This is a genomic window from Escherichia sp. E1130 (genome assembly GCF_005781065.1).
Classification (GTDB): Bacteria; Pseudomonadota; Gammaproteobacteria; order Enterobacterales; family Enterobacteriaceae; genus Escherichia.
Map to the genome: position 1 here is coordinate 343,890 of NZ_VATL01000015.1, position 21,413 is coordinate 365,302.

At 51.0% G+C, this 21,413-nt stretch carries 24 protein-coding genes and 1 pseudogene; 18 read left to right on the forward strand and 7 right to left on the reverse strand.

The genetic code is table 11. The features are described from left to right. Positions 1-81: 81 nt before the first annotated feature. The 3 genes from higA to rlmG all read right to left on the reverse strand — a co-directional run bounded on the left by higA (position 82) and on the right by rlmG (position 2,229). On the reverse strand, positions 82-498 hold the full coding sequence (higA, locus tag FEK66_RS15275; RefSeq protein WP_130210410.1) for a type II toxin-antitoxin system antitoxin HigA: 417 nt from the start codon (positions 496-498) through the stop codon (positions 82-84). Further along, a complete protein-coding gene (gene higB / locus FEK66_RS15280) occupies positions 495-809 on the reverse strand; it encodes a type II toxin-antitoxin system toxin HigB (RefSeq protein WP_000550189.1) in 315 nt (104 codons plus the stop codon). Before higB ends, higA begins: the two co-directional genes overlap by 4 nt. Positions 810-1,092: 283 nt before the next feature. After that, on the reverse strand, positions 1,093-2,229 hold the full coding sequence (gene rlmG / locus FEK66_RS15285; protein ID WP_130210408.1) for a 23S rRNA (guanine(1835)-N(2))-methyltransferase RlmG: 1,137 nt from the start codon (positions 2,227-2,229) through the stop codon (positions 1,093-1,095). Positions 2,230-2,313: 84 nt separating this feature from the next. Between rlmG and FEK66_RS15290 the strand changes: the two genes are divergently transcribed. The 5 genes from FEK66_RS15290 to sstT all read left to right on the forward strand — a co-directional run bounded on the left by FEK66_RS15290 (position 2,314) and on the right by sstT (position 7,588). Beyond that, positions 2,314-2,817, forward strand: coding sequence for a M48 family metallopeptidase (locus FEK66_RS15290; protein WP_001295542.1), 504 nt, complete (start codon positions 2,314-2,316; stop codon positions 2,815-2,817). A gap of 76 nt (positions 2,818-2,893) precedes the next feature. After that, on the forward strand, positions 2,894-3,586 hold the full coding sequence (locus tag FEK66_RS15295) for a vancomycin high temperature exclusion protein (RefSeq protein ID WP_130210404.1): 693 nt from the start codon (positions 2,894-2,896) through the stop codon (positions 3,584-3,586). A 78-nt stretch (positions 3,587-3,664) separates the two neighbouring features. Further along, positions 3,665-4,651, forward strand: a complete 987-nt coding sequence (locus tag FEK66_RS15300; protein ID WP_130210402.1) for a Gfo/Idh/MocA family oxidoreductase — start codon at positions 3,665-3,667, stop codon at positions 4,649-4,651. 282 nt (positions 4,652-4,933) lie between these two features. Next, positions 4,934-5,899 carry a TerC family membrane protein Alx gene (gene alx / locus FEK66_RS15305; RefSeq protein ID WP_001098819.1) on the forward strand — a complete coding sequence of 322 codons (966 nt, stop codon included), beginning with the start codon at positions 4,934-4,936 and terminating at the stop codon, positions 5,897-5,899. Positions 5,900-6,343: 444 nt separating this feature from the next. Next, the gene (gene sstT / locus FEK66_RS15310) at positions 6,344-7,588 is read left to right on the forward strand and encodes a serine/threonine transporter SstT (protein ID WP_135495184.1); all 1,245 of its coding nucleotides are present in this window, start codon (positions 6,344-6,346) and stop codon (positions 7,586-7,588) included. Between the two features lie 3 nt (positions 7,589-7,591). On the opposite strand, the gene FEK66_RS15315 is transcribed toward sstT, so the two are convergent. The 3 genes from FEK66_RS15315 to uxaC all read right to left on the reverse strand — a co-directional run bounded on the left by FEK66_RS15315 (position 7,592) and on the right by uxaC (position 11,299). Next, positions 7,592-8,143, reverse strand: a complete 552-nt coding sequence (locus FEK66_RS15315; protein ID WP_130210398.1) for a YgjV family protein — start codon at positions 8,141-8,143, stop codon at positions 7,592-7,594. A gap of 241 nt (positions 8,144-8,384) precedes the next feature. After that, positions 8,385-9,872: an altronate dehydratase gene (uxaA, locus tag FEK66_RS15320; RefSeq protein ID WP_135495185.1), complete on the reverse strand. Its 1,488-nt coding sequence runs from the start codon at positions 9,870-9,872 to the stop codon at positions 8,385-8,387. Between the two features lie 14 nt (positions 9,873-9,886). After that, entirely contained in the window at positions 9,887-11,299 is a 1,413-nt protein-coding gene (uxaC, locus tag FEK66_RS15325; RefSeq protein ID WP_130210394.1) for a glucuronate isomerase, read from the reverse strand. Positions 11,300-11,782: 483 nt separating this feature from the next. Here uxaC and exuT point away from each other — a divergent pair, with 483 nt between their 5' ends. The 11 genes and pseudogenes from exuT (at position 11,783) to FEK66_RS15380 (ending at position 19,399) form a co-directional block, all read left to right on the forward strand. Then, positions 11,783-13,081, forward strand: a complete 1,299-nt coding sequence (exuT, locus tag FEK66_RS15330) for a hexuronate transporter ExuT (RefSeq protein WP_130210392.1) — start codon at positions 11,783-11,785, stop codon at positions 13,079-13,081. Between the two features lie 129 nt (positions 13,082-13,210). Then, a complete protein-coding gene (gene exuR / locus FEK66_RS15335; protein ID WP_064529587.1) occupies positions 13,211-13,987 on the forward strand; it encodes a transcriptional regulator ExuR in 777 nt (258 codons plus the stop codon). 344 nt (positions 13,988-14,331) lie between these two features. Next, positions 14,332-14,994, forward strand: a complete 663-nt coding sequence (gene yqjA, locus FEK66_RS15340) for a DedA family general envelope maintenance protein YqjA (protein ID WP_064529586.1) — start codon at positions 14,332-14,334, stop codon at positions 14,992-14,994. Positions 14,995-14,997: 3 nt separating this feature from the next. Next, complete coding sequence (mzrA, locus tag FEK66_RS15345; RefSeq protein ID WP_130210390.1) at positions 14,998-15,381, forward strand: EnvZ/OmpR regulon moderator MzrA; 384 nt, start codon at positions 14,998-15,000, stop codon at positions 15,379-15,381. Between the two features lie 146 nt (positions 15,382-15,527). Next, a complete protein-coding gene (gene yqjC / locus FEK66_RS15350) occupies positions 15,528-15,896 on the forward strand; it encodes a DUF1090 family protein YqjC (RefSeq protein ID WP_135495186.1) in 369 nt (122 codons plus the stop codon). Positions 15,897-15,933: 37 nt separating this feature from the next. Further along, the gene (locus FEK66_RS15355) at positions 15,934-16,239 is read left to right on the forward strand and encodes a YqjD family protein (protein WP_130210386.1); all 306 of its coding nucleotides are present in this window, start codon (positions 15,934-15,936) and stop codon (positions 16,237-16,239) included. A gap of 2 nt (positions 16,240-16,241) precedes the next feature. After that, entirely contained in the window at positions 16,242-16,646 is a 405-nt protein-coding gene (locus tag FEK66_RS15360) for a phage holin family protein (protein ID WP_130210384.1), read from the forward strand. Next, positions 16,636-16,935, forward strand: coding sequence for a YqjK-like family protein (locus FEK66_RS15365; protein ID WP_130210382.1), 300 nt, complete (start codon positions 16,636-16,638; stop codon positions 16,933-16,935). Before FEK66_RS15360 ends, FEK66_RS15365 begins: the two co-directional genes overlap by 11 nt. A gap of 186 nt (positions 16,936-17,121) precedes the next feature. Further along, a complete protein-coding gene (locus FEK66_RS15370; protein ID WP_063100739.1) occupies positions 17,122-17,514 on the forward strand; it encodes a DoxX family protein in 393 nt (130 codons plus the stop codon). A gap of 246 nt (positions 17,515-17,760) precedes the next feature. Further along, positions 17,761-18,747: a glutathionyl-hydroquinone reductase YqjG gene (gene yqjG / locus FEK66_RS15375; protein WP_135407923.1), complete on the forward strand. Its 987-nt coding sequence runs from the start codon at positions 17,761-17,763 to the stop codon at positions 18,745-18,747. A 283-nt stretch (positions 18,748-19,030) separates the two neighbouring features. Beyond that, positions 19,031-19,399, forward strand: a pseudogene (locus FEK66_RS15380) (DUF805 domain-containing protein). A 33-nt stretch (positions 19,400-19,432) separates the two neighbouring features. Here FEK66_RS15380 and yhaJ read toward each other — a convergent pair. Next, positions 19,433-20,329, reverse strand: a complete 897-nt coding sequence (gene yhaJ, locus FEK66_RS15385; protein ID WP_130218285.1) for a DNA-binding transcriptional regulator YhaJ — start codon at positions 20,327-20,329, stop codon at positions 19,433-19,435. A gap of 104 nt (positions 20,330-20,433) precedes the next feature. Between yhaJ and FEK66_RS15390 the strand changes: the two genes are divergently transcribed. Both FEK66_RS15390 and yhaL read left to right on the forward strand, forming a co-directional pair. After that, on the forward strand, positions 20,434-21,135 hold the full coding sequence (locus FEK66_RS15390) for a pirin family protein (RefSeq protein ID WP_130218287.1): 702 nt from the start codon (positions 20,434-20,436) through the stop codon (positions 21,133-21,135). A 21-nt stretch (positions 21,136-21,156) separates the two neighbouring features. Further along, positions 21,157-21,321, forward strand: a complete 165-nt coding sequence (gene yhaL, locus FEK66_RS15395) for a protein YhaL (RefSeq protein ID WP_130210466.1) — start codon at positions 21,157-21,159, stop codon at positions 21,319-21,321. Positions 21,322-21,413 lie beyond the last annotated feature (92 nt).

The window sequence follows — 21,413 nt, forward strand, 5'->3', positions numbered from 1 at the left end:
TTGCCGCGTCTTATCCGGCCTCGGGGTAACGTGCTGAACGTAGGCCGGATAAGGCGTTTACGCCGCATCCGGCAGGCCGCGTTAATCAATAAACAATGCAGGGGAAATGCCGAATCGCGTTGCCAGTTTTTTAGCGTGTTCCAGCGTTAATTTTCTCTTTCCGTTCAAAACGCGTGACACCATCGATTTACTGCCAATTTCCGGCAGATCAGAAAGGGTTAAACCGTATTGATCCATCAGTGTACGAATCACAGCAACACCGCCAGGCATGGCTTGAGCCATGGCATTAAATTCAGCAAATTCAGGCGCTGATTCTTCCCACGCGGTTATTTTGGCACACACCAGAGCCAGCAAGGGGTTTTCAGGATCGTTGAGCAGCAGATGATCGACCAGTTCCAGCGCCTGGGCGTATTGTTCTTCGTTCTGGATACCCGCCAGAAAAGGTGCCACAGCGGTTAGCTTTTCTCCTGCTTGCAAGATGTCGGCAATCGCAATCATTTTTTCCCCTTAGTACGATGAACGGCGGTAAAGAAATCGTATTCTTTGTGCGTCATAACTTCACGTATGTAGCACTTTTGCGATTCAAAAAAGACCATTGCTACAACACGTAATTCATTGCCCCCAACATTGAAAACATAATGCTTATCCAGATATTTGAAGTTATCCAGAGATGGGAATACTGCTTTTAATGACTCAGGTTTTTTGAAATATCCCTTAGCAATCGTGTTCCCCAGAGCCACCAACTCCGTTTTATGTTGCGGGTATTTTTCCGCAGCATCTTTCAATGCTTTTTGAGTTATCAGGTGCATTCTTCATCACGTCCGTTGACAAATTGGCAATATGATAACACCCGTTGACAGATTGGCAACGGATGATTTTATCTGCGTGACGGAAGAATAAACGTTGAACAACGCTAAACAAGAGAATGCAGAGGATGTGACTGGGATTTTTTGTTTTATGGAAGCGCGATTCCAGAACTGGGCAGACATTGCCGGATGCGACGCTTGCCGCGTCTTATCCGGCCTACGGGTAACGTGCTGAACGTAGGTCGGATAAGGCGTTTACGCCGCATCCGGCAGGTAACTCCCAATCTTATCGACGACGCCCCAGCTTCACTGCTTTCAGCACCACAAATTTATTATTCGTCGCAATAGTGGTGCAGTTGCCGAAAATCTTCTTCAGTTTATGGAAGTAATCCAGGTGACGGTTGGCAACGATATACAGCTCGCCGTTGATTTTCAGGCAGCGGCGGGCGTGGTGGAACATTTCCCAGGCGACGTTATCGGTTAGCGCATGTTGCTGATGAAACGGCGGGTTGCAGAGCACAGCATTAAAGCGGAAAGGCTCCACGCCGGAGAGCGCGTTGTTGATCATAAACTCGCAGCGATCCAACGCCTCTGGCATGTTGGTTTCGACGTTCAAACGGCTGGAAGCAACCGCCATCGGTGATTCATCGACAAACACCACTTTCGCCTGCGGGTTTTTATCAAGCAGCGTCAGGCCAATAACGCCGTTACCACAGCCGAGATCGACAATCTCCCCTTCGAGATTTTCCGGCAGATGTTGCATAAAGAAGCGCGCGCCAATATCCAGCCCGGTGCGGGAGAAGACATTCGCATGGTTGTGGATAGTCCAGTCAGTACCTTCCAGCTTCCAGCTAACGGTCTGCGGCGCATCGGCCAGCGGCGGTTCATTGAAAGTGCAATTAATCAGGCGCGCTTTTTTCCATGCCAGCGTGGTGGTGGTCGGGCCGAGCACTTTTTCGAACAGTTCCAGCGTGGAGGTGTGAATGTCACGGGCTTTGGCACCGGCAATAATGCGTGTTTCCGGCGTGACCACTTTGCGCAGCGCACGCAGTTGCTGCTCAAGCAATGCCAGTGTTTTCGGTATTTTGATCAGCACCACGCCCGGCTGTTGCGGGTAGTCAGCGGTGCTGTCAAGAAACTTCACGCTCGACTCATCAATCCCGTTGAGGCGTAAATTCTCGCGTGTCGCCAGTTCGCTGATGTATGAGTCGCCGATGCTGTACGGCTTATGTTCCGCCAGCGCACAGCTTAACGCGCCAAAAGCATCATTCAGGATTAACACCGGGCCGCGGATTTCTGTATCGTCCAACTGTTGCAGCAAATATTCATCCGCCGCTTCCCACGCCTGTAGCGGGTTAACGTCATCCGTCGCCGGAAAACGTTGTAGTGTCAGTGAACGGAAACCGTTGTCTAAGTGGCTCATCGGCCCTCCTGAATGATAAAATTTCGACGTTGCCCCTGAAAAGGGTGCGTGAGTATACCCTTTTTCTCTTTTTCGTGGGCGGTTATGAGCAATCTTACTTATCTTCAGGGTTATCCCGAGCAGCTGCTTTCCCAGGTGCGCACGCTGATTAATGAACAGCGTCTGGGCGATGTGCTGGCAAAACGCTATCCGGGAACGCACGACTACGCCACCGATAAAGCCCTCTGGCAATATACCCAGGATCTAAAAAATCAGTTTCTGCGCAATGCCCCGCCGATCAATAAAGTGATGTATGACAATAAGATCCACGTGCTGAAAAACGCGCTCGGGTTACATACCGCTGTTTCACGTGTGCAGGGCGGCAAGCTGAAAGCGAAGGCGGAGATCCGCGTCGCCACCGTGTTTCGCAACGCGCCAGAACCGTTTTTGCGCATGATTGTGGTGCACGAGCTGGCGCATCTGAAGGAGAAAGAGCACAACAAAGCGTTTTACCAGTTGTGCTGCCATATGGAACCGCAGTACCACCAGCTTGAGTTCGACACTCGCCTGTGGCTGACGCAACTGTCACTGGGACAAGACAAAATCTGAAAATGATCTCAGGCGCTATCTTTTCCTCCTTTAGCGCCTAAAATCGACCTCCCCTCTATCGTTAAGGATAACGACCATGCTGCGCGCATTCGCCCGCCTTCTTCGCCGTATTTGTTTTTCTCGCCGGACTCTCAAAATTGCCTGTTTTCTGTTGCTTGTGGCAGGCGCGACGATTTTTATCGCCGATCGGGCAATGGTCAACGCCAGCCAACAACTCACCTGGAGTGACGTCAACGCTATTCCGGCACGTAACGTGGGTTTATTGTTGGGAGCAAGGCCAGGTAATCGCTACTTTACCCGACGTATTGATACCGCCGCAGAGTTGTACCACGCAGGAAAAGTGAAATGGTTGCTGGTCAGTGGCGACAACGGACGTAAAAATTACGATGAAGCGTCAGGCATGCAGCAGGCTTTGATCGCTAAGGGCGTACCGGCAAAAGTGATCTTCTGTGACTATGCCGGATTCTCAACGCTTGATTCAGTGGTTCGTGCCAATAAAGTGTTTGGGGAGAACCATATCACCATTATCTCGCAGGAATTTCATAACCAACGCGCCATCTGGCTGGCAAAACAGTACGGTATCGATGCTATCGGGTTTAACGCGCCAGACCTGAATATGAAGCACGGTTTGTATACTCAGCTGCGGGAGAAACTCGCCAGGGTTAGAGCGGTGATAGACGCAAAAATCCTCCATCGTCAGCCAAAATATCTCGGGCCGTCGGTCATGATTGGGCCCTTTAGCGAGCATGGTTGTCCGGCGCAGAAATAATGCGTATCCGCGCACGTCGAAGATGAAAAAGGCGTGCTACATTGACGGCAGAATCCCTTTATGGAGTATCCACGCGTTATGATACGTTTCGCTGTGATTGGTACGAACTGGATCACTCACCAGTTCGTGGAGGCCGCACATGAGAGCGGTAAATATAAGTTAACCGCCGTCTATTCGCGCAGCCTTGAACAGGCCCAGCACTTCGCCAATGAGTTTTCTGTCGAGCATCTGTTTACGTCGCTGGAAGCGATGGCGGAAAGCGATGCCATTGACGCGGTGTATATTGCCAGCCCGAATGCCCTGCATTTTGCCCAGACGCAGCTTTTCCTTAGCCACAAAATTCATGTGATTTGCGAGAAACCGCTGGCGTCGAATCTGGCGGAAGTGGATGCCGCCATTGCCTGTGCGCGGGAAAATCAGGTGGTGCTGTTTGAAGCATTTAAAACGGCCTGCCTGCCTAACTTTCATCTGTTACGCCAGGCGCTGCCAAAAGTCGGCAAACTGCGGAAAGTCTTTTTCAACTACTGCCAGTATTCCTCGCGTTATCAACGTTATCTGGATGGTGAGAATCCCAACACCTTTAATCCGGCATTCTCTAACGGTTCAATTATGGATATCGGCTTTTACTGCCTGGCGTCGGCGGTGGCTTTATTTGGTGAACCGAAAAGCGTGCAGGCAACCGCCAGTTTGCTGGCAAGTGGCGTGGATGCCCACGGCGTGGTGGTGATGGATTACGGTGATTTCAGCGTTACGTTGCAGCACTCAAAAGTCAGTGATTCTGTCCTGGCGAGCGAGATTCAGGGCGAAGCGGGATCGCTGGTGATTGAAAAACTCTCTGAATGCCAGAAAGTCTGCTTTGTGCCGCGCGGCAGCCAGATGCAGGATCTCACTCAGCCACAGCATATTAATACCATGCTCTACGAAGCAGAACTGTTTGCTGAACTGGTGGATGAGCATCTGATTAATCATCCGGGGCTGGCGGTTAGTCGCATCACTGCCAAACTGCTGACCGAGATCCGCCGCCAGACTGGGGTGATTTTTCCGGCAGATAGCGTAAAACAATAATGGTTACCGTAAAGCAGTGTAAAAGGCATGTAACAGACCATTGACTGGATGAATGGTCTGTCATACTTTGTTACCTGCAAAGGGGAGTAACTTCATTGCCGGTCGATCGTCATTACGATGTGTGAAAAAACACATCCGGTCACCGGGCAACCCGAAAGGAATACGCAGACGTATTCCTTTTTTGTTGTAAGTGAGACCTTGCCGGAAGGCGAGGTCTATGCATAAAAAGCAGCGGCTGACGTCTTCCGACGTTGGCCGTTTTTTTATGTGTAAGGAACTTCTATGAATACTGTCGGCACGCCATTGCTATGGGGCGGATTCGCTGTTGTTGTCGCCATTATGCTGGCTATCGACCTGTTACTGCAGGGGCGTCGTGGCGCGCATGCCATGACCATGAAACAGGCTGCGGCCTGGTCGCTGGTGTGGGTGACCCTTTCGTTACTGTTTAACGCCGCTTTCTGGTGGTATTTAGTCCAGACGCAGGGGCGCGAAGTCGCGGACCCGCAGGCACTGGCCTTCCTCACCGGTTATCTGATTGAGAAATCGCTGGCGGTTGATAACGTCTTTGTCTGGCTGATGTTGTTCAGCTATTTCTCTGTTCCGGCGGCATTACAACGGCGCGTGTTGGTGTATGGCGTGCTCGGGGCGATTGTTCTGCGTACCATCATGATCTTCACTGGCAGCTGGCTGATTTCGCAGTTCGACTGGATCCTGTATATCTTCGGCGCCTTCCTGCTGTTTACCGGCGTGAAGATGGCACTCGCCCATGAAGATGAATCAGGGATTGGCGACAAGCCGTTGGTGCGCTGGCTGCGTGGTCATTTGCGTATGACTGACACCATCGACAACGAGCATTTCTTTGTGCGTAAGAATGGCTTGTTGTATGCCACGCCGCTGATGCTGGTGCTGATTCTGGTGGAGTTGAGCGACGTGATTTTCGCCGTGGATAGCATTCCGGCTATCTTCGCCGTTACCACCGACCCGTTTATTGTGCTGACCTCAAACTTGTTTGCGATCCTCGGCCTGCGTGCGATGTATTTCCTGCTGGCGGGCGTAGCAGAGCGTTTCTCGATGCTCAAATATGGTCTGGCAGTGATTCTGGTGTTTATCGGTATCAAGATGCTGATTGTCGACTTCTACCATATTCCGATCGCCGTTTCGCTGGGCGTGGTGTTTGGCATTCTGGTGATGACATTTATTATCAACGCGTGGGTGAATTATCGGCATGATAAGCAGCGGGGAGAATGATTCGCTGTATATTAAGCCATTACTGGAGATAACTCATTCCAGACAAAGATGAGCTACTAATTATGTAATCGGCTTATAGCTCTTTACAAAAAGACCGCACGGGTGCAGGGGGCGGCAGCGATTGGCCGCCCCCTGCGCGCTCCCCGCGCCAGTGACTTTATATGGCATTGCACATTAAAGGAGCGCAACCGTTCTCATATTCCAAATTGTTTTGCCCATATGTCATCTAATCAGCCTTAGTAGCCAGTCCTTCCCTCTGCTTATGTCAAATAAATGTAACCATTAAGTTGCAAAACATGACCTCTCTTTAAAATCCAGCATTTTTCGCTTCCCGAAGCTGTAACTTTCCTTATACTCGACTTGGCAAACACTTTGTTACATCCTGAAAGATGCGTCGACAGAACGCACTAGGGATGTGCGACAACACAACGAAAGGATCGAAAAATGACTACGCAACGTTCACCGGGGCTATTCCGGCGTCTGGCTCAGGGCAGCCTGGTAAAACAAATCCTGGTCGGCCTTGTTCTGGGGATTCTCCTGGCATGGATCTCAAAACCGGCCGCTGAAGCTGTCGGTCTGTTAGGCACTTTGTTCGTCGGTGCATTGAAAGCTGTAGCGCCAATTCTGGTGCTGATGCTGGTAATGGCTTCCATCGCTAACCACCAGCACGGGCAGAAAACCAATATCCGCCCTATTCTGTTCCTCTATCTGCTGGGTACTTTCTCTGCCGCGCTGGCTGCAGTTGTCTTCAGCTTCACCTTCCCTTCGACCCTGCATTTGTCCAGTAGCGCGAGCGATATTTCCCCGCCGTCAGGCATTGTGGAAGTGATGCGAGGGCTGGTGTTGAGCATGGTTTCCAACCCCATCGACGCCCTGCTGAAAGGTAACTACATCGGGATTCTGGTGTGGGCCATTGGCCTTGGTTTCGCTCTGCGTCACGGTAACGAAACCACCAAAAACCTGGTCAACGATATGTCGAATGCCGTTACCTTTATGGTGAAACTGGTGATTCGTTTCGCACCAATCGGTATTTTTGGTCTGGTAGCTTCAACGCTGGCAACCACCGGTTTCTCCACCCTGTGGGGCTACGCGCAACTGCTGGTGGTGCTGGTTGGCTGTATGTTGCTGGTGGCGCTGGTGGTTAACCCGCTGCTGGTATGGTGGAAAATTCGTCGTAACCCATTCCCGCTGGTGCTGCTGTGCCTGCGCGAAAGCGGTGTATACGCCTTCTTCACCCGTAGCTCGGCGGCGAATATTCCGGTAAACATGGCGTTGTGTGAAAAGCTAAATCTGGACCGCGATACCTATTCCGTTTCTATTCCGCTAGGGGCGACGATCAATATGGCAGGCGCAGCCATTACCATTACCGTGTTGACGCTGGCTGCGGTCCATACGCTGGGTATTCCGGTGGATCTGCCCACGGCGCTGCTGTTGAGCGTAGTTGCATCACTTTGTGCCTGTGGTGCATCAGGCGTGGCAGGTGGTTCTCTGCTGCTGATCCCGCTGGCCTGTAATATGTTCGGTATTCCGAACGATATCGCCATGCAGGTGGTTGCCGTCGGCTTTATCATCGGCGTGTTGCAGGACTCCTGCGAAACCGCACTGAACTCTTCAACTGACGTGCTGTTCACCGCAGCGGCTTGCCAGGCTGAAGATGCACGTCTGGCAAATAGCGCCCTGCGAAACTAATGCTTAGCCCCTTTCGTCTACGGCGGAAGGGGTTTTCTCCACTTTAAACGGATCAATTCCCCTTCTCTGCATACGCCAGAAACGAATGATGTTCAGGCCATTCATTAGCAGAAAACTACCCTCAATCATCGTGCCACCAATCGACCCGGCCCAAATGTTGTGAGTTAACCAACAACAAGTAGAAAACCACATCACGCAGCGCATGGTCAGTCCTTTAAAGCGAAATAGCGCCCAGGTACTGACAATCGTGCCAATGACTGGCAGCAGCTCCATCGGATGATGGAACTTCGCCAGACCAACTCCTCCCGTCAGCACGATGAAGATCGCCATTATCCATAAACTACGGGTACGCAGAGTAATTAACGTACGGATAGCATTGAGGATTGAGCTGGCCCCCGCCGGGAAGACACCCATCAGGAAAAAATGTATGCCAATAAATACGCTATAGATGGAAAGCTGAATTTTGAAGCGACGTTCATCGCGGTTGAAGAATGTTGTAATACCAATCAGAAAGGCGATGACACCCACGCCCTGGGCCAGCCAATACGCGGTCATGATAAATCCTTAGCAGGTATGGAAAAGCAAACGGCGCTTCGAGTTAGAAACGCCGCTTCAGATTGCTGACAAAGTGCATCTCATTTCTTGCCGGATGCGGCGTAAACGCCTTATCCGGCCTACAAGATCGTGCAACTTTACTATATTGCGAAGCGCATCAGGCAATTATGCGTTTATCAACAATCTTAAACGACGCTTCATATTATGAAACGCCGTTTTTTATTCACAACTTATTTCGACTTTACAGCGTTACGCCGCTTTTAAAGATCGCCAGTTCGCGGAAGTCGTTACGCTCGTTGCAGGTTTGCTTACCGTTGGCAAACTCAACGATGGTATCGATAAATTCTTCCAGCAACTGCGGCATCGCTTTACCGTGGATCAGCTGACCCGCGTCAAAGTCGATCCAGTGTTTTTTCTTCGCTGCCAGTTCGCTGTTGGTAGCGATTTTCACCGTCGGTACAAATCCGCCGTACGGCGTGCCGCGACCGGTACTAAACAGCACCATGTGGCAGCCCGCACCCGCCAGGGCGCTGGTCGCTACGGCATCGTTACCCGGTGCACTTAACAGGTTCAGCCCTGGTGTTTTCAAACGTTCGCCGTAGCGCAGCACGTCTACCACCTGGCTGGAGCCCGCTTTCTGCGTACAGCCGAGTGATTTATCTTCCAGCGTGGTGATACCACCCGCTTTGTTCCCCGGCGATGGGTTTTCGTAGATCGGCTGGTCATGGGCAATAAAGTACTGTTTGAAGTCGTTGACCATGGTGACCAATTTTTCAAACGTCGCTTCGTCACGGCAATGGTCCATCAGTAACTGCTCTGCACCGAACATCTCCGGTACTTCGGTCAGCACGGTAGTACCGCCGTTAGCGATGACGTAATCAGAGAAACGCCCCAGCATTGGGTTAGCAGTAATACCGGAAAGGCCGTCAGAACCGCCGCACTCCAGACCAAACTTCAGTTCGCTGAGTTTACCCGGCTCGCGCTTGTCATTGCGCATGACGTTATACAGCTGATGCAAATGCTCGATCCCGGCTTCAATCTCATCATCCTGCTGTTGGCAGATCATGAAATGCACGCGTTCAGGATCGATATCGCCCAGCGTTTCACGGAAAGCATCAACCTGGTTGTTTTCACAGCCCAGACCAATGACCAACACGGCGCCTGCGTTCGGATGACGCACCATGTTTTGCAGCATGGTGCGGGTATTAATGTGATCGTCGCCCAGCTGCGAGCAGCCATAGGTGTGGCTGAAGAGGAACACACCGTCAGTACCTTCAGCGTTGTTCGTCTCTTTCAAAAAACGGTTCTGGATCTGTCGCGCGATGCCGTTAACACAGCCCACGGTCGGCAGGATCCACAACTCGTTACGCACCCCGACATCACCGTTAGCGCGACGATAGATCTGCACTTCACGATCTGCCGCTTGCGCAGGCAGATCCTGAAAATCAGGTTGATAGCGATACTGATCCAGATCGCTCAGATTCGTGCGCGTATTGTGGGCGTGAACGTGTTCCCCCGCCGCAATATCCGCCAATGCATAACCAATCGGTAGGCCATATTTAATGATGTTGGCCCCTTTTTCGATATCTGTTAACGCAAATTTATGTCCACGAGCAACATCCTGGCGCAGCGTTACGGTCTGGTTATCGACACTGATTTCAGTGCCTTCCGCCAAATCCACTAACGCGACCGCGACGTTATCCAGCGCATGGATCTTGATGTATTGCATATCAACCCCAGACCTTAGTTCAGTTCAATGGCGAAGTAGTCACGCGCATTGTTAAAGCAAATATTTCTCACCATCTCGCCCAGCAGGTTGATGTCCGCCGGTGCTTCGCCCGCTTCCACCCAGCGGCCAATCATCTGGCACAGAATGCGGCGGAAGTATTCGTGACGGGTGTACGACAGGAAGCTACGGCTGTCAGTCAGCATCCCAACAAAACGGCTCAGCAGACCGAGCTGTGCCAGTTGAGTCATCTGACGTTCCATACCGTCTTTCTGATCGTTAAACCACCAGCCGGAACCGAACTGCATTTTGCCTGGCATACCTTCGCCCTGGAAGTTACCGATCATAGTACCCAGCACTTCGTTATCGCGCGGATTCAGGCAGTAGAGAATGGTTTTCGGCAGCAGGTTTTCTTCGTTCTGTTTGCTCAGTAGCTTAGACAGTTCTTCCGCCATCGGACGGTCGTTGATGGAGTCAAAGCCAACATCCGGCCCCAGCAGTTTGAACTGACGCAGGTTGTTATTACGCAGCGCGCCAATGTGGTACTGCTGTACCCAGCCGCGACGTGCGTATTCGGCGCCCAGGAATACCAGCACCGCAGTTTTGAACTGTGCGACTTCATGCTCACTCAGGGTTTCGCCTGCCAGACGACGTGCCAGGATGCTGTCCAGTTCCGCTTCGTTCGCTTCGGCAAACATCACCACGTCCAGCGCGTGGTCAGACACTTTACAACCGTGAGCGGCGAAGTGATCCAGACGTTTGGTCAGAGCAGTTTGCAGATCAGCAAAGCGGCGAATATCGGTATCGGAAACTTCGCCCAGCTTCGCCATGTAGTCGTTAAAGGTCGCCTGTTCAATGTTAAAGGCTTTATCCGGACGCCAGCTCGGCAGCACTTTGATGTTGAAAGAGCCGTCTTTGGCGATCTCTGCGTGATGTTCCAGAGAGTCGATCGGGTCGTCGGTGGTGCCGACCATTTTCACGTTCATCTGCTGCATGATGCCGCGCGCGGAGAATTTGTCCTGCGCCAGCAGTTCGTTACATTCGTTCCAGATTTCATCTGCAGTAGACGGAGACAGCAGTTTGCCAGTGATGCCAAACGGACGACGCAGTTCGAGGTGCGTCCAGTGGTATAACGGGTTACCGATCGTGTGCGGAACGGTCGCCGCCCAGGCATCAAACTTCTCACGGTCAGATGCATCACCAGTACACAGGCGCTCAGCAACACCATTGGTACGCATTGCACGCCATTTGTAGTGGTCGCCTTTCAGCCAGATGTCATACAGATTCTTAAAGCGATAGTCTTCTGCGATTTGCTGCGGCGGTAAATGGCAGTGGTAGTCGAAAATCGGCTGGTCTTTTGCGTAGTCGTGATACAGACGGCGGGCAAATTCAGTATCTAACAGGAAATCTTCAGTCATAAACGGAGTCATTATCGTCTTCCTCTCAACGAGTGAGCTAGCTTGCTTAGGGTGCGATGCTGACAAAGTTATCACACCAATTTCCAGAGCCCGAAGATATTTTCGTGAGTTAGATCAATAAACGTAGTTAAAAAAATTACTCTCAAAGTGGTAAATCCCTCTGCAAGCCGCGCCAGTTCTGGCTTTGCTCTCATCCAGTAATGCCCCTACAAATATTCCCACATTTGTGATGGCTCTCACCTTTTAAAGTTGTATGACAAGTTATCTTTCTGCCGTCGCGAATCATAAGTCGACGGAATGCAAATTGCCGATTCATTCATTTGTTAGATGAATTGGGTTGACCGGTACGGAAGCCGAATTAGCACGAAACTTTCATGGCAGCGTTCGGGGTGTACCGGTTTTTTTTTCGGTCATCCGGTCGTAACTAACATCCTCTGCCCCAGGCAGGATGATGACCGCGCTTATTGCGGATATAACAAAACGATGAGGTTTTACATGCGTAAAATTAAAGGGTTACGTTGGTACATGATCGCATTGGTGACGCTCGGCACCGTGCTCGGTTACCTGACGCGTAACACTGTGGCGGCAGCTGCACCAACTCTGATGGAAGAGTTAAACATCTCCACCCAACAGTATTCCTACATCATCGCAGCCTATTCTGCTGCATATACGGTCATGCAACCTGTAGCGGGTTATGTACTGGATGTTCTGGGGACGAAAATCGGTTACGCAATGTTTGCCGTGCTGTGGGCGGTATTCTGTGGCGCAACCGCACTGGCTGGTAGCTGGGGCGGTCTGGCGATTGCCCGTGGTGCGGTAGGTGCGGCAGAAGCAGCGATGATCCCTGCAGGTCTGAAAGCCAGTTCTGAATGGTTCCCGGCGAAAGAACGCTCCATCGCAGTAGGTTACTTTAACGTTGGTTCCTCAATTGGTGCGATGATTGCGCCGCCGCTGGTGGTATGGGCAATCGTCATGCACAGCTGGCAGATGGCATTTATTATCTCCGGTGCGTTGAGCTTTATCTGGGCGATGGCATGGCTGATTTTCTATAAACATCCACGCGACCAGAAACATCTGACCGATGAAGAACGTGACTACATTATTAATGGTCAGGAAGCCCAGCACCAGGTTGGCGCGGCGAAGAAAATGTCCGTTGCTCAGATCCTGCGTAACCGTCAGTTCTGGGGTATCGCATTACCGCGCTTCCTGGCTGAACCGGCCTGGGGTACTTTCAACGCGTGGATCCCGCTGTTCATGTTTAAAGTTTACGGCTTTAACCTGAAAGAGATCGCGATGTTCGCCTGGATGCCAATGCTGTTTGCTGACCTTGGTTGTATCCTCGGTGGTTACCTGCCGCCACTGTTCCAGCGTTGGTTTGGTGTGAACCTGATTGTTTCCCGTAAGATGGTGGTAACACTGGGTGCGGTACTGATGATTGGCCCAGGTATGATCGGTCTGTTCACCAACCCGTATGTCGCGATTATGCTGCTGTGTATCGGTGGTTTTGCTCACCAGGCACTGTCTGGCGCGCTGATTACCCTCTCTTCTGACGTGTTTGGTCGTAACGAAGTGGCAACGGCAAACGGTCTGACTGGGATGTCTGCGTGGCTGGCAAGTACGCTGTTTGCGCTGGTTGTAGGTGCACTGGCTGACACCATCGGCTTCAGCCCGCTGTTCGCAGTACTGGCGGTGTTCGACCTGTTAGGCGCGCTGGTTATCTGGACCGTGTTGCAGAACAAACCGGCAATTGAGGTAGCGCAGGAATCACATAACGACCCCGCACCGCAACATTAACGCTAAATGTAAGTTTTAGTTTCCCTTCAAAGCCGCCTTCTCAGGCGGCTTTTTCACCACTGCGAGTAGAGCTAAGCTCGCAAAAGTGGTATAACAAATATAGTCTGCCGTATCATGCCTGGAGCGCATATGGAAATCACTGAACCACGCCGTTTGTACCAACAGCTCGCCGCTGACCTGAAAGAACGCATCGAGCAGGGCGTCTATCTGGTGGGTGATAAACTGCCCGCCGAACGTTTTATTTCTGATGAAAAAAACGTCAGCCGCACCGTGGTTCGTGAAGCCATCATCATGCTTGAAGTCGAGGGCTATGTAGAAGTACGCAAAGGCTCGGGAATTCATGTGGTTTCCAACCAGCCTCGCCATCAGCAGGCGGCGGACGCGAATATGGAATTTGCCAATTACGGTCCGTTTGAACTGCTCCAGGCACGTCAACTTATCGAAAGCAATATTGCCGAGTTTGCTGCAACCCAAGTAACGAAACAGGACATCATGAAACTGATGGCCATCCAGGAGCAGGCGCGCGGCGAACAATGCTTCCGTGATTCCGAGTGGGATTTGCAGTTTCATATTCAGGTCGCATTAGCGACGCAGAACTCTGCACTGGCTGCCATCGTAGAGAAAATGTGGACCCAGCGTAGTCATAACCCGTACTGGAAAAAGCTGCACGAGCACATTGATTCCCGTACCGTCGATAACTGGTGTGATGACCACGATCAGATCCTCAAAGCGTTGATACGCAAAGATCCTCATGCCGCCAAACTTGCAATGTGGCAGCATCTGGAAAATACCAAAATTATGTTGTTTAACGAAACCAGTGACGATTTCGAGTTCAATGCCGACCGCTATTTGTTCGCCGAGAATCCAGTCGTTCATCTGGATACTGTGGCCAACAGCAGCAAATAAACTCCCATTTCTGACAGGCGCAGCAACGCGCCTGTTCGCTTTATCAGTAAGCGAAAAGTATAAAGTGTCAGCCTGTGTAAATCCTCTCGCCACCCTCCTCTGCAATCAGCAAAATCAGACTCCACGGACATGTAATTTTGATAACGAACAACGTTGACCTTTGTTACAATTAGATTCAATTTGAATTTATGCTATTAAATGTTTTCTTATCTCACGTTTTAACAGGGAATAGTTCAGGCCGTATTGGTGTCTCGACCCGCAATATATACAACAACAGCAATAACCTGACGGGTGTGCATCATTTAAAACCGGCGTGGCGTTAACCGATTCACCAGGAATAATGAATGGAACTTTTGACCCAATTGCTGCAAGCCCTGTGGGCGCAGGATTTTGAAACCCTGGCCAATCCGTCGATGATTGGCATGTTGTATTTTGTCTTGTTTGTGATTTTGTTCCTCGAAAACGGCTTGCTTCCAGCGGCCTTTTTACCAGGCGACAGCTTGCTGGTGTTGGTCGGTGTATTGATTGCCAAAGGCGCAATGGGTTACCCGCAGACTATTATGCTGCTCACTGTTGCGGCCAGCCTCGGTTGCTGGGTCAGCTACATACAGGGGCGATGGCTGGGAAACACCCGTACCGTACAAAACTGGCTATCCCATTTACCTGCGCACTACCACCAACGCGCACACCATCTTTTTCATAAACACGGTTTATCTGCGCTGTTAATTGGTCGCTTTATCGCATTTGTCAGAACATTACTGCCGACCATTGCCGGATTGTCAGGGCTGAATAACGCCCGCTTTCAGTTCTTCAACTGGATGAGTGGCCTGCTGTGGGTGTTGATTCTGACAACCTTAGGTTACATGCTCGGCAAGACGCCGGTATTTTTGAAGTATGAGGACCAGCTGATGTCATGCCTGATGCTGCTCCCGGTGGTACTGCTGGTGTTCGGCCTGGCAGGTTCTCTGGTTGTGTTATGGAAAAAGAAATATGGAAATCGGGGGTAAAGGATGCAAATACCTCGCATGTCGCTTCGCCAGCTAGCCTGGTTCGGCGCTGCTATATTGCTGGCTGGCACGCTGCTGCTGGCCTGGTCTGCGGTTCGTCAACAAGAATCCACGCTAGCGATCCGCGCCATTCATCAAGGGACGACGATGCCGGACGGTTTTTCCATCTGGCATCACCTTGACGCTCATGGAATTCCTTTCAAAAGCATCACCCCTAAGAATGACACTCTGTTGATTACGTTTGATTCCAGCGATCAAAGCGCCGCCGCCAAAGCGGTCCTCGATAGAACATTGCCTCATGGCTACATCATTGCGCAGCAGGACGATAATAATCAGGCCATGCAATGGCTGACCCGGCTGCGAGACAATTCTCATCGCTTCGGATAACTTCCTGTTATCCGAAACATATCACTCACTTTGGTGATTTCACCGTTACTGTCTATGATTAATAAGGCGGTGGTTAATACCACCGCCTCGTTGTCTGGACAATCGTTCCTCTGTAATGGGTCCGAGTCACAATGGAAGGTTCAAGAATGAAATACCGCATCGCTTTAGCTGTTTCTCTTTTTGCTCTTAGTGTCAGTAGTTATGCCACTACCCTTTGTCAGGAAAAGGAGCAAAATATCCTTAAGGAGATCAGCTATGCCGAAAAACACCAAAACCAGAATCGTATCAATGGCCTGAACAAAGCCCTTAGTGAAGTGCGGGCGAATTGTTCAGATAACCAGTTGCGTGCCGATCATCAAAAGAAAATCGCGAAGCAGAAAGATGAAGTGGCAGAACGCAAGCATGATTTAGCCGAGGCGAAACAAAAAGGCGATGCCGATAAGATTGCTAAACGCGAACGGAAACTGGCAGAAGCGCAGGATGAGCTGAAAAAGCTGGAAGCGCGCGACTACTAATCCCCAATAGTTAATACTTACTCACCTGGAGAAAACTATGTCGAAAGAACACACTACGGAACACCTGCGTGCTGAGTTAAAATCCCTGTCCGATACGCTGGAAGAGGTTCTTAGCTCCTCTGGCGAAAAGTCAAAAGAAGAGCTGAGTAAGATTCGTAGCAAAGCGGAACAGGCACTGAAGCAGAGTCGCTATCGTCTGGGTGAAACCGGTGATGCGATTGCTAAACAAACCCGCGAAGCGGCGGCGCGTGCCGATGAGTATGTGCGTGAAAATCCGTGGGCGGGAGTTGGTATTGGCGCAGCCATCGGCGTGGTGCTGGGCGTTCTGCTGTCGCGTCGTTAATTATGGCGGACACTCATCACGCGCAAGGGCCCGGTAAAAGCGTTCTGGGAATCGGGCAGCGAATTGTCACCATCATGGTCGAAATGGTGGAGACGCGTCTGCGGCTGGCGGTGGTTGAGCTGGAAGAAGAAAAAGCCAATATCTTTCAGCTTTTACTGATGCTCGGCCTGACGATGCTTTTCGCTGCATTTGGTCTTATGAGCCTGATGGTGCTGATTATCTGGGCAGTTGATCCGCAATATCGCCTGAATGCAATGATTGCCACCACTGTGGTGTTGCTGCTTCTGGCACTCATCGGCGGTATCTGGACGTTACGCAAGTCGCGCAAATCCACCTTGCTGCGCCATACGCGTCACGAACTGGCAAACGATCGACAACTTCTCGAGGAGGAGTCCCGTGAGCGGTAAAGTCGAACGTGAACAACGTAAGGCACAGCTGCTTCGTCAGATCCAGCAGCAACGGTTGGATCTTTCCGCCAGTCGGCGTGACTGGCTGGAGGCGACAGGCGCCTACGATCGTCGTTGGAATATGCTGTTGAGCCTGCGTTCCTGGGCGCTGGTCGGCAGCAGCGTGATGGCTATCTGGACGATTCGCCATCCGAATATGCTGGTCCGATGGGCCAGGCGCGGTTTTGGCGTCTGGAGTGCGTGGCGTCTGGTTAAAACCACCCTCAATCAGCAACAGCTTCGCGGTTAAATTCCTCTCTGGCCGGAACTATTCCGGCCTTATCCCTCAAATTTTTTGAAAATTTTTGACAGTTTTCCTTGCTAACAATCACCATTCACTACGTTTATGCTTCTCTCCATCGACAGCAATGACGCTAATACCGCGCCCTTGCACAAAAAAACAATCAGCAGCCTGAGTGGCGCAGTGGAGAGTATGATGAAAAAATTAGAAGATGTTGGTGTACTGGTAGCGCGTATTTTAATGCCGATTCTGTTCATTAGCGCAGGTTGGGGGAAAATTACCGGTTATGCAGGTACTCAACAATACATGGAAGCAATGGGCGTCCCGGGCTTTATGCTGCCGCTGGTGATCCTGCTTGAGTTCGGTGGCGGTTTGGCAATCCTGTTCGGTTTCCTGACTCGCACCACCGCGCTGTTTACCGCTGGCTTTACACTGTTGACGGCGTTTTTATTTCACAGCAACTTTGCTGAAGGCGTCAACTCGCTGATGTTCATGAAAAACCTGACAATTTCTGGCGGATTCCTGCTGCTGGCGATTACCGGACCGGGCGCGTATAGCATCGACCGTCTGCTGAATAAAAAGTGGTAAGCACGCGCTATACTTAACGATAAAAAACGAGGGGGAAACTCCTCGTTTCAGATTGTTGACAAAGTACGCGTTGTTCATGCCGGATGCGGCGTGAACGCCTTATCCTGCCTACAAAAACATGCAAATTCAATATATTGCAAGAACCCCGTAGGCCTGATAAGCATAGCGCATCAGGCAGTTTTGCGTTTGCCATCAGTCTCAAACGAGGAGAAACGCTCCTCGTTTTTGCTATTGGAGGAGAGAAAAATGGGTCAACTGATTGACGGCGTCTGGCATGACACCTGGTACGACACCAAATCCACTGGCGGTAAATTTCAACGTTCAGCTTCCGCATTTCGTAACTGGCTCACTGCCGATGGCGCACCAGGCCCCACTGGCAAAGGTGGATTTGCCGCAGAGAAAGATCGTTATCATCTCTATGTCTCACTCGCCTGCCCGTGGGCGCACCGCACGCTGATCATGCGTAAACTCAAAGGACTGGAACCGTTTATTTCCGTATCCGTGGTGAACCCGCTGATGCTGGAAAACGGCTGGACCTTTGATGACAGTTTCCCGGATGCAACCGGCGACACGCTCTATCAACATGAATTCCTGTACCAGCTTTATCTCCACGCTGATCCACACTACAGCGGACGTGTTACTGTCCCCGTGCTGTGGGACAAAAAAAATCACACCATTGTCAGCAACGAATCAGCAGAAATTATCCGCATGTTCAATACCGCATTTGATGCGCTGGGCGCAAAAGCGGGCGATTATTACCCCCCGGCTCTGCAAACTAAAATTGACGAACTTAACGGCTGGATATACGACACCGTAAATAATGGTGTCTATAAAGCTGGTTTTGCCACCAGCCAGGAAGCCTACGACGAGGCGGTGGTGAAAGTGTTTGAATCACTGGCGCGTCTGGAACAGATATTAGGGCAGCATCGCTTCCTGACAGGTAACCAGCTAACCGAAGCCGATATTCGCCTGTGGACCACGCTGGTCCGTTTTGATCCGGTGTATGTCACCCACTTCAAGTGCGATAAGCACCGTATCAGCGATTACCTGAATTTGTATGGCTTCCTGCGCGATATCTATCAGATGCCGGGAATAGCTGAAACCGTCAATTTCGACCATATCCGTAATCACTACTTCCGCAGCCATAAGACCATCAACCCAACAGGAATTATTTCGATTGGCCCGTGGCAGGATCTCGATGAACCGCACGGGCGGGATGTTCGCTTCGGTTAAACAAAGGCACCCTTCGTGGTGCCTCTGGTTGTTGGCTAAGTGCGTGTTGTTCATGTCGGATGTGGCGGGAACGCCTTATCTGACCTACAAAACATTGTATATTCAATATATTGCAGAACCCGCCCAGGCCAGATAAGCGTAGCGCATCTGGCGATTTTGCGCTTGCCCTTATCCTTCACAGCGCCTTATTAATTCATCGAGATAATATTTACTGCAAATTCATTCATGTCTATTCTTAATTTGCTGCTTTAAAAACAAGTGATTGAGCAAAATTGAGGCAAAAATGGACTGGTATCTGAAAGTACTAAAAAATTATGTCGGTTTCCGGGGACGTGCACGGCGCAAAGAGTACTAGATGTTTATTCTGGTCAACATCATCTTTACGCTCGTGCTGGGGCTGCTGGATAAAATGCTGGGCTGGCAACGTGCCGGTGGCGAAGGCATCCTGACGACTATCTACGGCATTCTGGTATTTTTGCCGTGGTGGGCTGTACAGTTCCGTCGCCTGCATGACACCGACCGTTCAGCATGGTGGGTGCTACTGTTCTTAATTCCGTTTATCGGTTGGCTGATTATCATCATCTTTAACTGCCAGCCGGGGACACCAGGCGAAAACCGGTTTGGACCTGATCCAAAACTGGAACAGGAATAATAATTAAGCACCTTGTGAAAGGTGCTTTATAGATTATTTTCCAGCGAACAACTTTGGAATTTCCCGCAGACACCAGGATTTTGCTTCTCCCATACTGTCGCGACGCCAGGCCATAATAATATCGATTTCGCTGGTCGATTCCGGACTAACTACACGCAACCGTCCTTCAGCGATATCTTTTTCTACCATCGGGTACGGCATCGTTGCGACGCCAAGCCCTGCCAGCAATGCCTGACGTTTATCTTCAATGGTGCTGACCGTCAGGCGAGGTTGTTTATCCAGTAACTGTACGGTCAATACCGGGCGTTCACGAGCAGTATCTGCCACTGCAATTCCGCGATATTTCACGCGCGTAACTTCAGAAAGCGGTTCCGGCTCCTGATGAATCGGGTGCTCAGGCGCTGCCACGTAGACGTTCATCAAGGTGTAAAGCTTACGAGAGTTGATCTCCGACGAGGAACGAAAATGCATATCCGGCGCGATAACAATATCTGCTCGCCCCTGTTCCAGCCGCTCCCACGCCCCCGCCAGCACTTCGGTGATGATTGCTAGTTGGGTATTGGCTTTAGCCGCCAGTTTGTCGATCAACGGGAAAAAGGCAGGCGTGGGCACCAGCGCTTCAGTCACGATGGTGAGATGCGTTTCCCAACCACGCGCGAGGGCTTCGGCATCGGTGGTCAGTTTATCTGCGGCCTCCAGCAGAACACGTCCTCGCTCCAACAACATCCGCCCGACATTGGTGAATTTGGTGCGATGGCCCGAGCGGTCAAACAGCACCACATCGAGCTCTTCTTCCAGTTTTTGCATGGTGTAGCTAAGCGCGGAAGGCACTCGTCCCAGCTCATCGGCCGCCGCTGCAAAACTACCACGGCGATCGATAGCATCCATAACCCTTAGTGCTTCCAGCGTTAATGCCCTTTCTTTGGCCATTTCGTTCTCATTCAGGAAATTTGAACATACCGGGCAGAATATCTGGCTAACAATGTAGCGTCCAGCCCCTTACCATAAAAGGAAGTAAAGAGAGGTCAAGAATTATGATTACTACCCGAACTGCCAGGCAGTGTGGACAAGCAGACTACGGATGGTTGCAGGCCCGGTATACTTTTTCCTTTGGACACTACTTCGACCCTAAATTGTTAGGCTATGCCTCCCTGCGCGTGCTTAACCAGGAAGTGTTGGCCCCAGGAGCCGCCTTCCAGCCACGTACCTACCCAAAAGTTGATATTTTGAATGTGATTCTCGACGGAGAAGCAGAGTATCGGGACAGCGAAGGTAATCATGTTCAGGCCCACGCCGGTGAAGCCTTATTGCTTTCTACTCAGCCGGGCGTGAGTTATAGCGAACATAATATCAGCAAGGACAAACCGTTAACGCGAATGCAGCTCTGGCTGGATGCCTGCCCGCAACGGGAGAATCCGCTGATTCAAAAACTGGCGCTGAATATGGACAAGCAGCAATTAATCGCCTCGCCAGATGGCGCGAAAGGTAGCCTGCAACTGCGCCAGCAGGTGTGGCTGCATCATATTGTGCTCGCCGAGGGAGAAAGCGCGAACTTTCAACTGCACGGTCCGCGTGCTTATTTGCAATCGATCCACGGTCAATTTCATGCGCTTACGCATCACGAAGAGAAAGCTGCGCTGACCTGCGGTGATGGCGCATTTATTCGTGACGAGGCTAACATTACACTCGTTGCTGATTCCCCGCTGCGCGCTTTGCTGATAGATTTACCTGTCTAGTTTTTTTACAGGGAGAAGATGATGAGTAAAAAATCGGCGAAGAAACGTCAGCCAGTAAAGTCCGTTGCAGCGAAAGAAACCACCCGCGCTACCAAAAGTTTTGGCTATGAAGAGATGTTGAGTGAGTTGGAGGCGATAGTAGCCGACGCCGAAATACGGTTAGCCGAGGATGAAGCTACCGCATAAAAACAGATTGCCGGATGCGGCGTAAACGCCTTATCCGGCCTACAAAACCAACAAATTGCACAATCCGTAGGTCGGATAAGATGCGCCAGCAT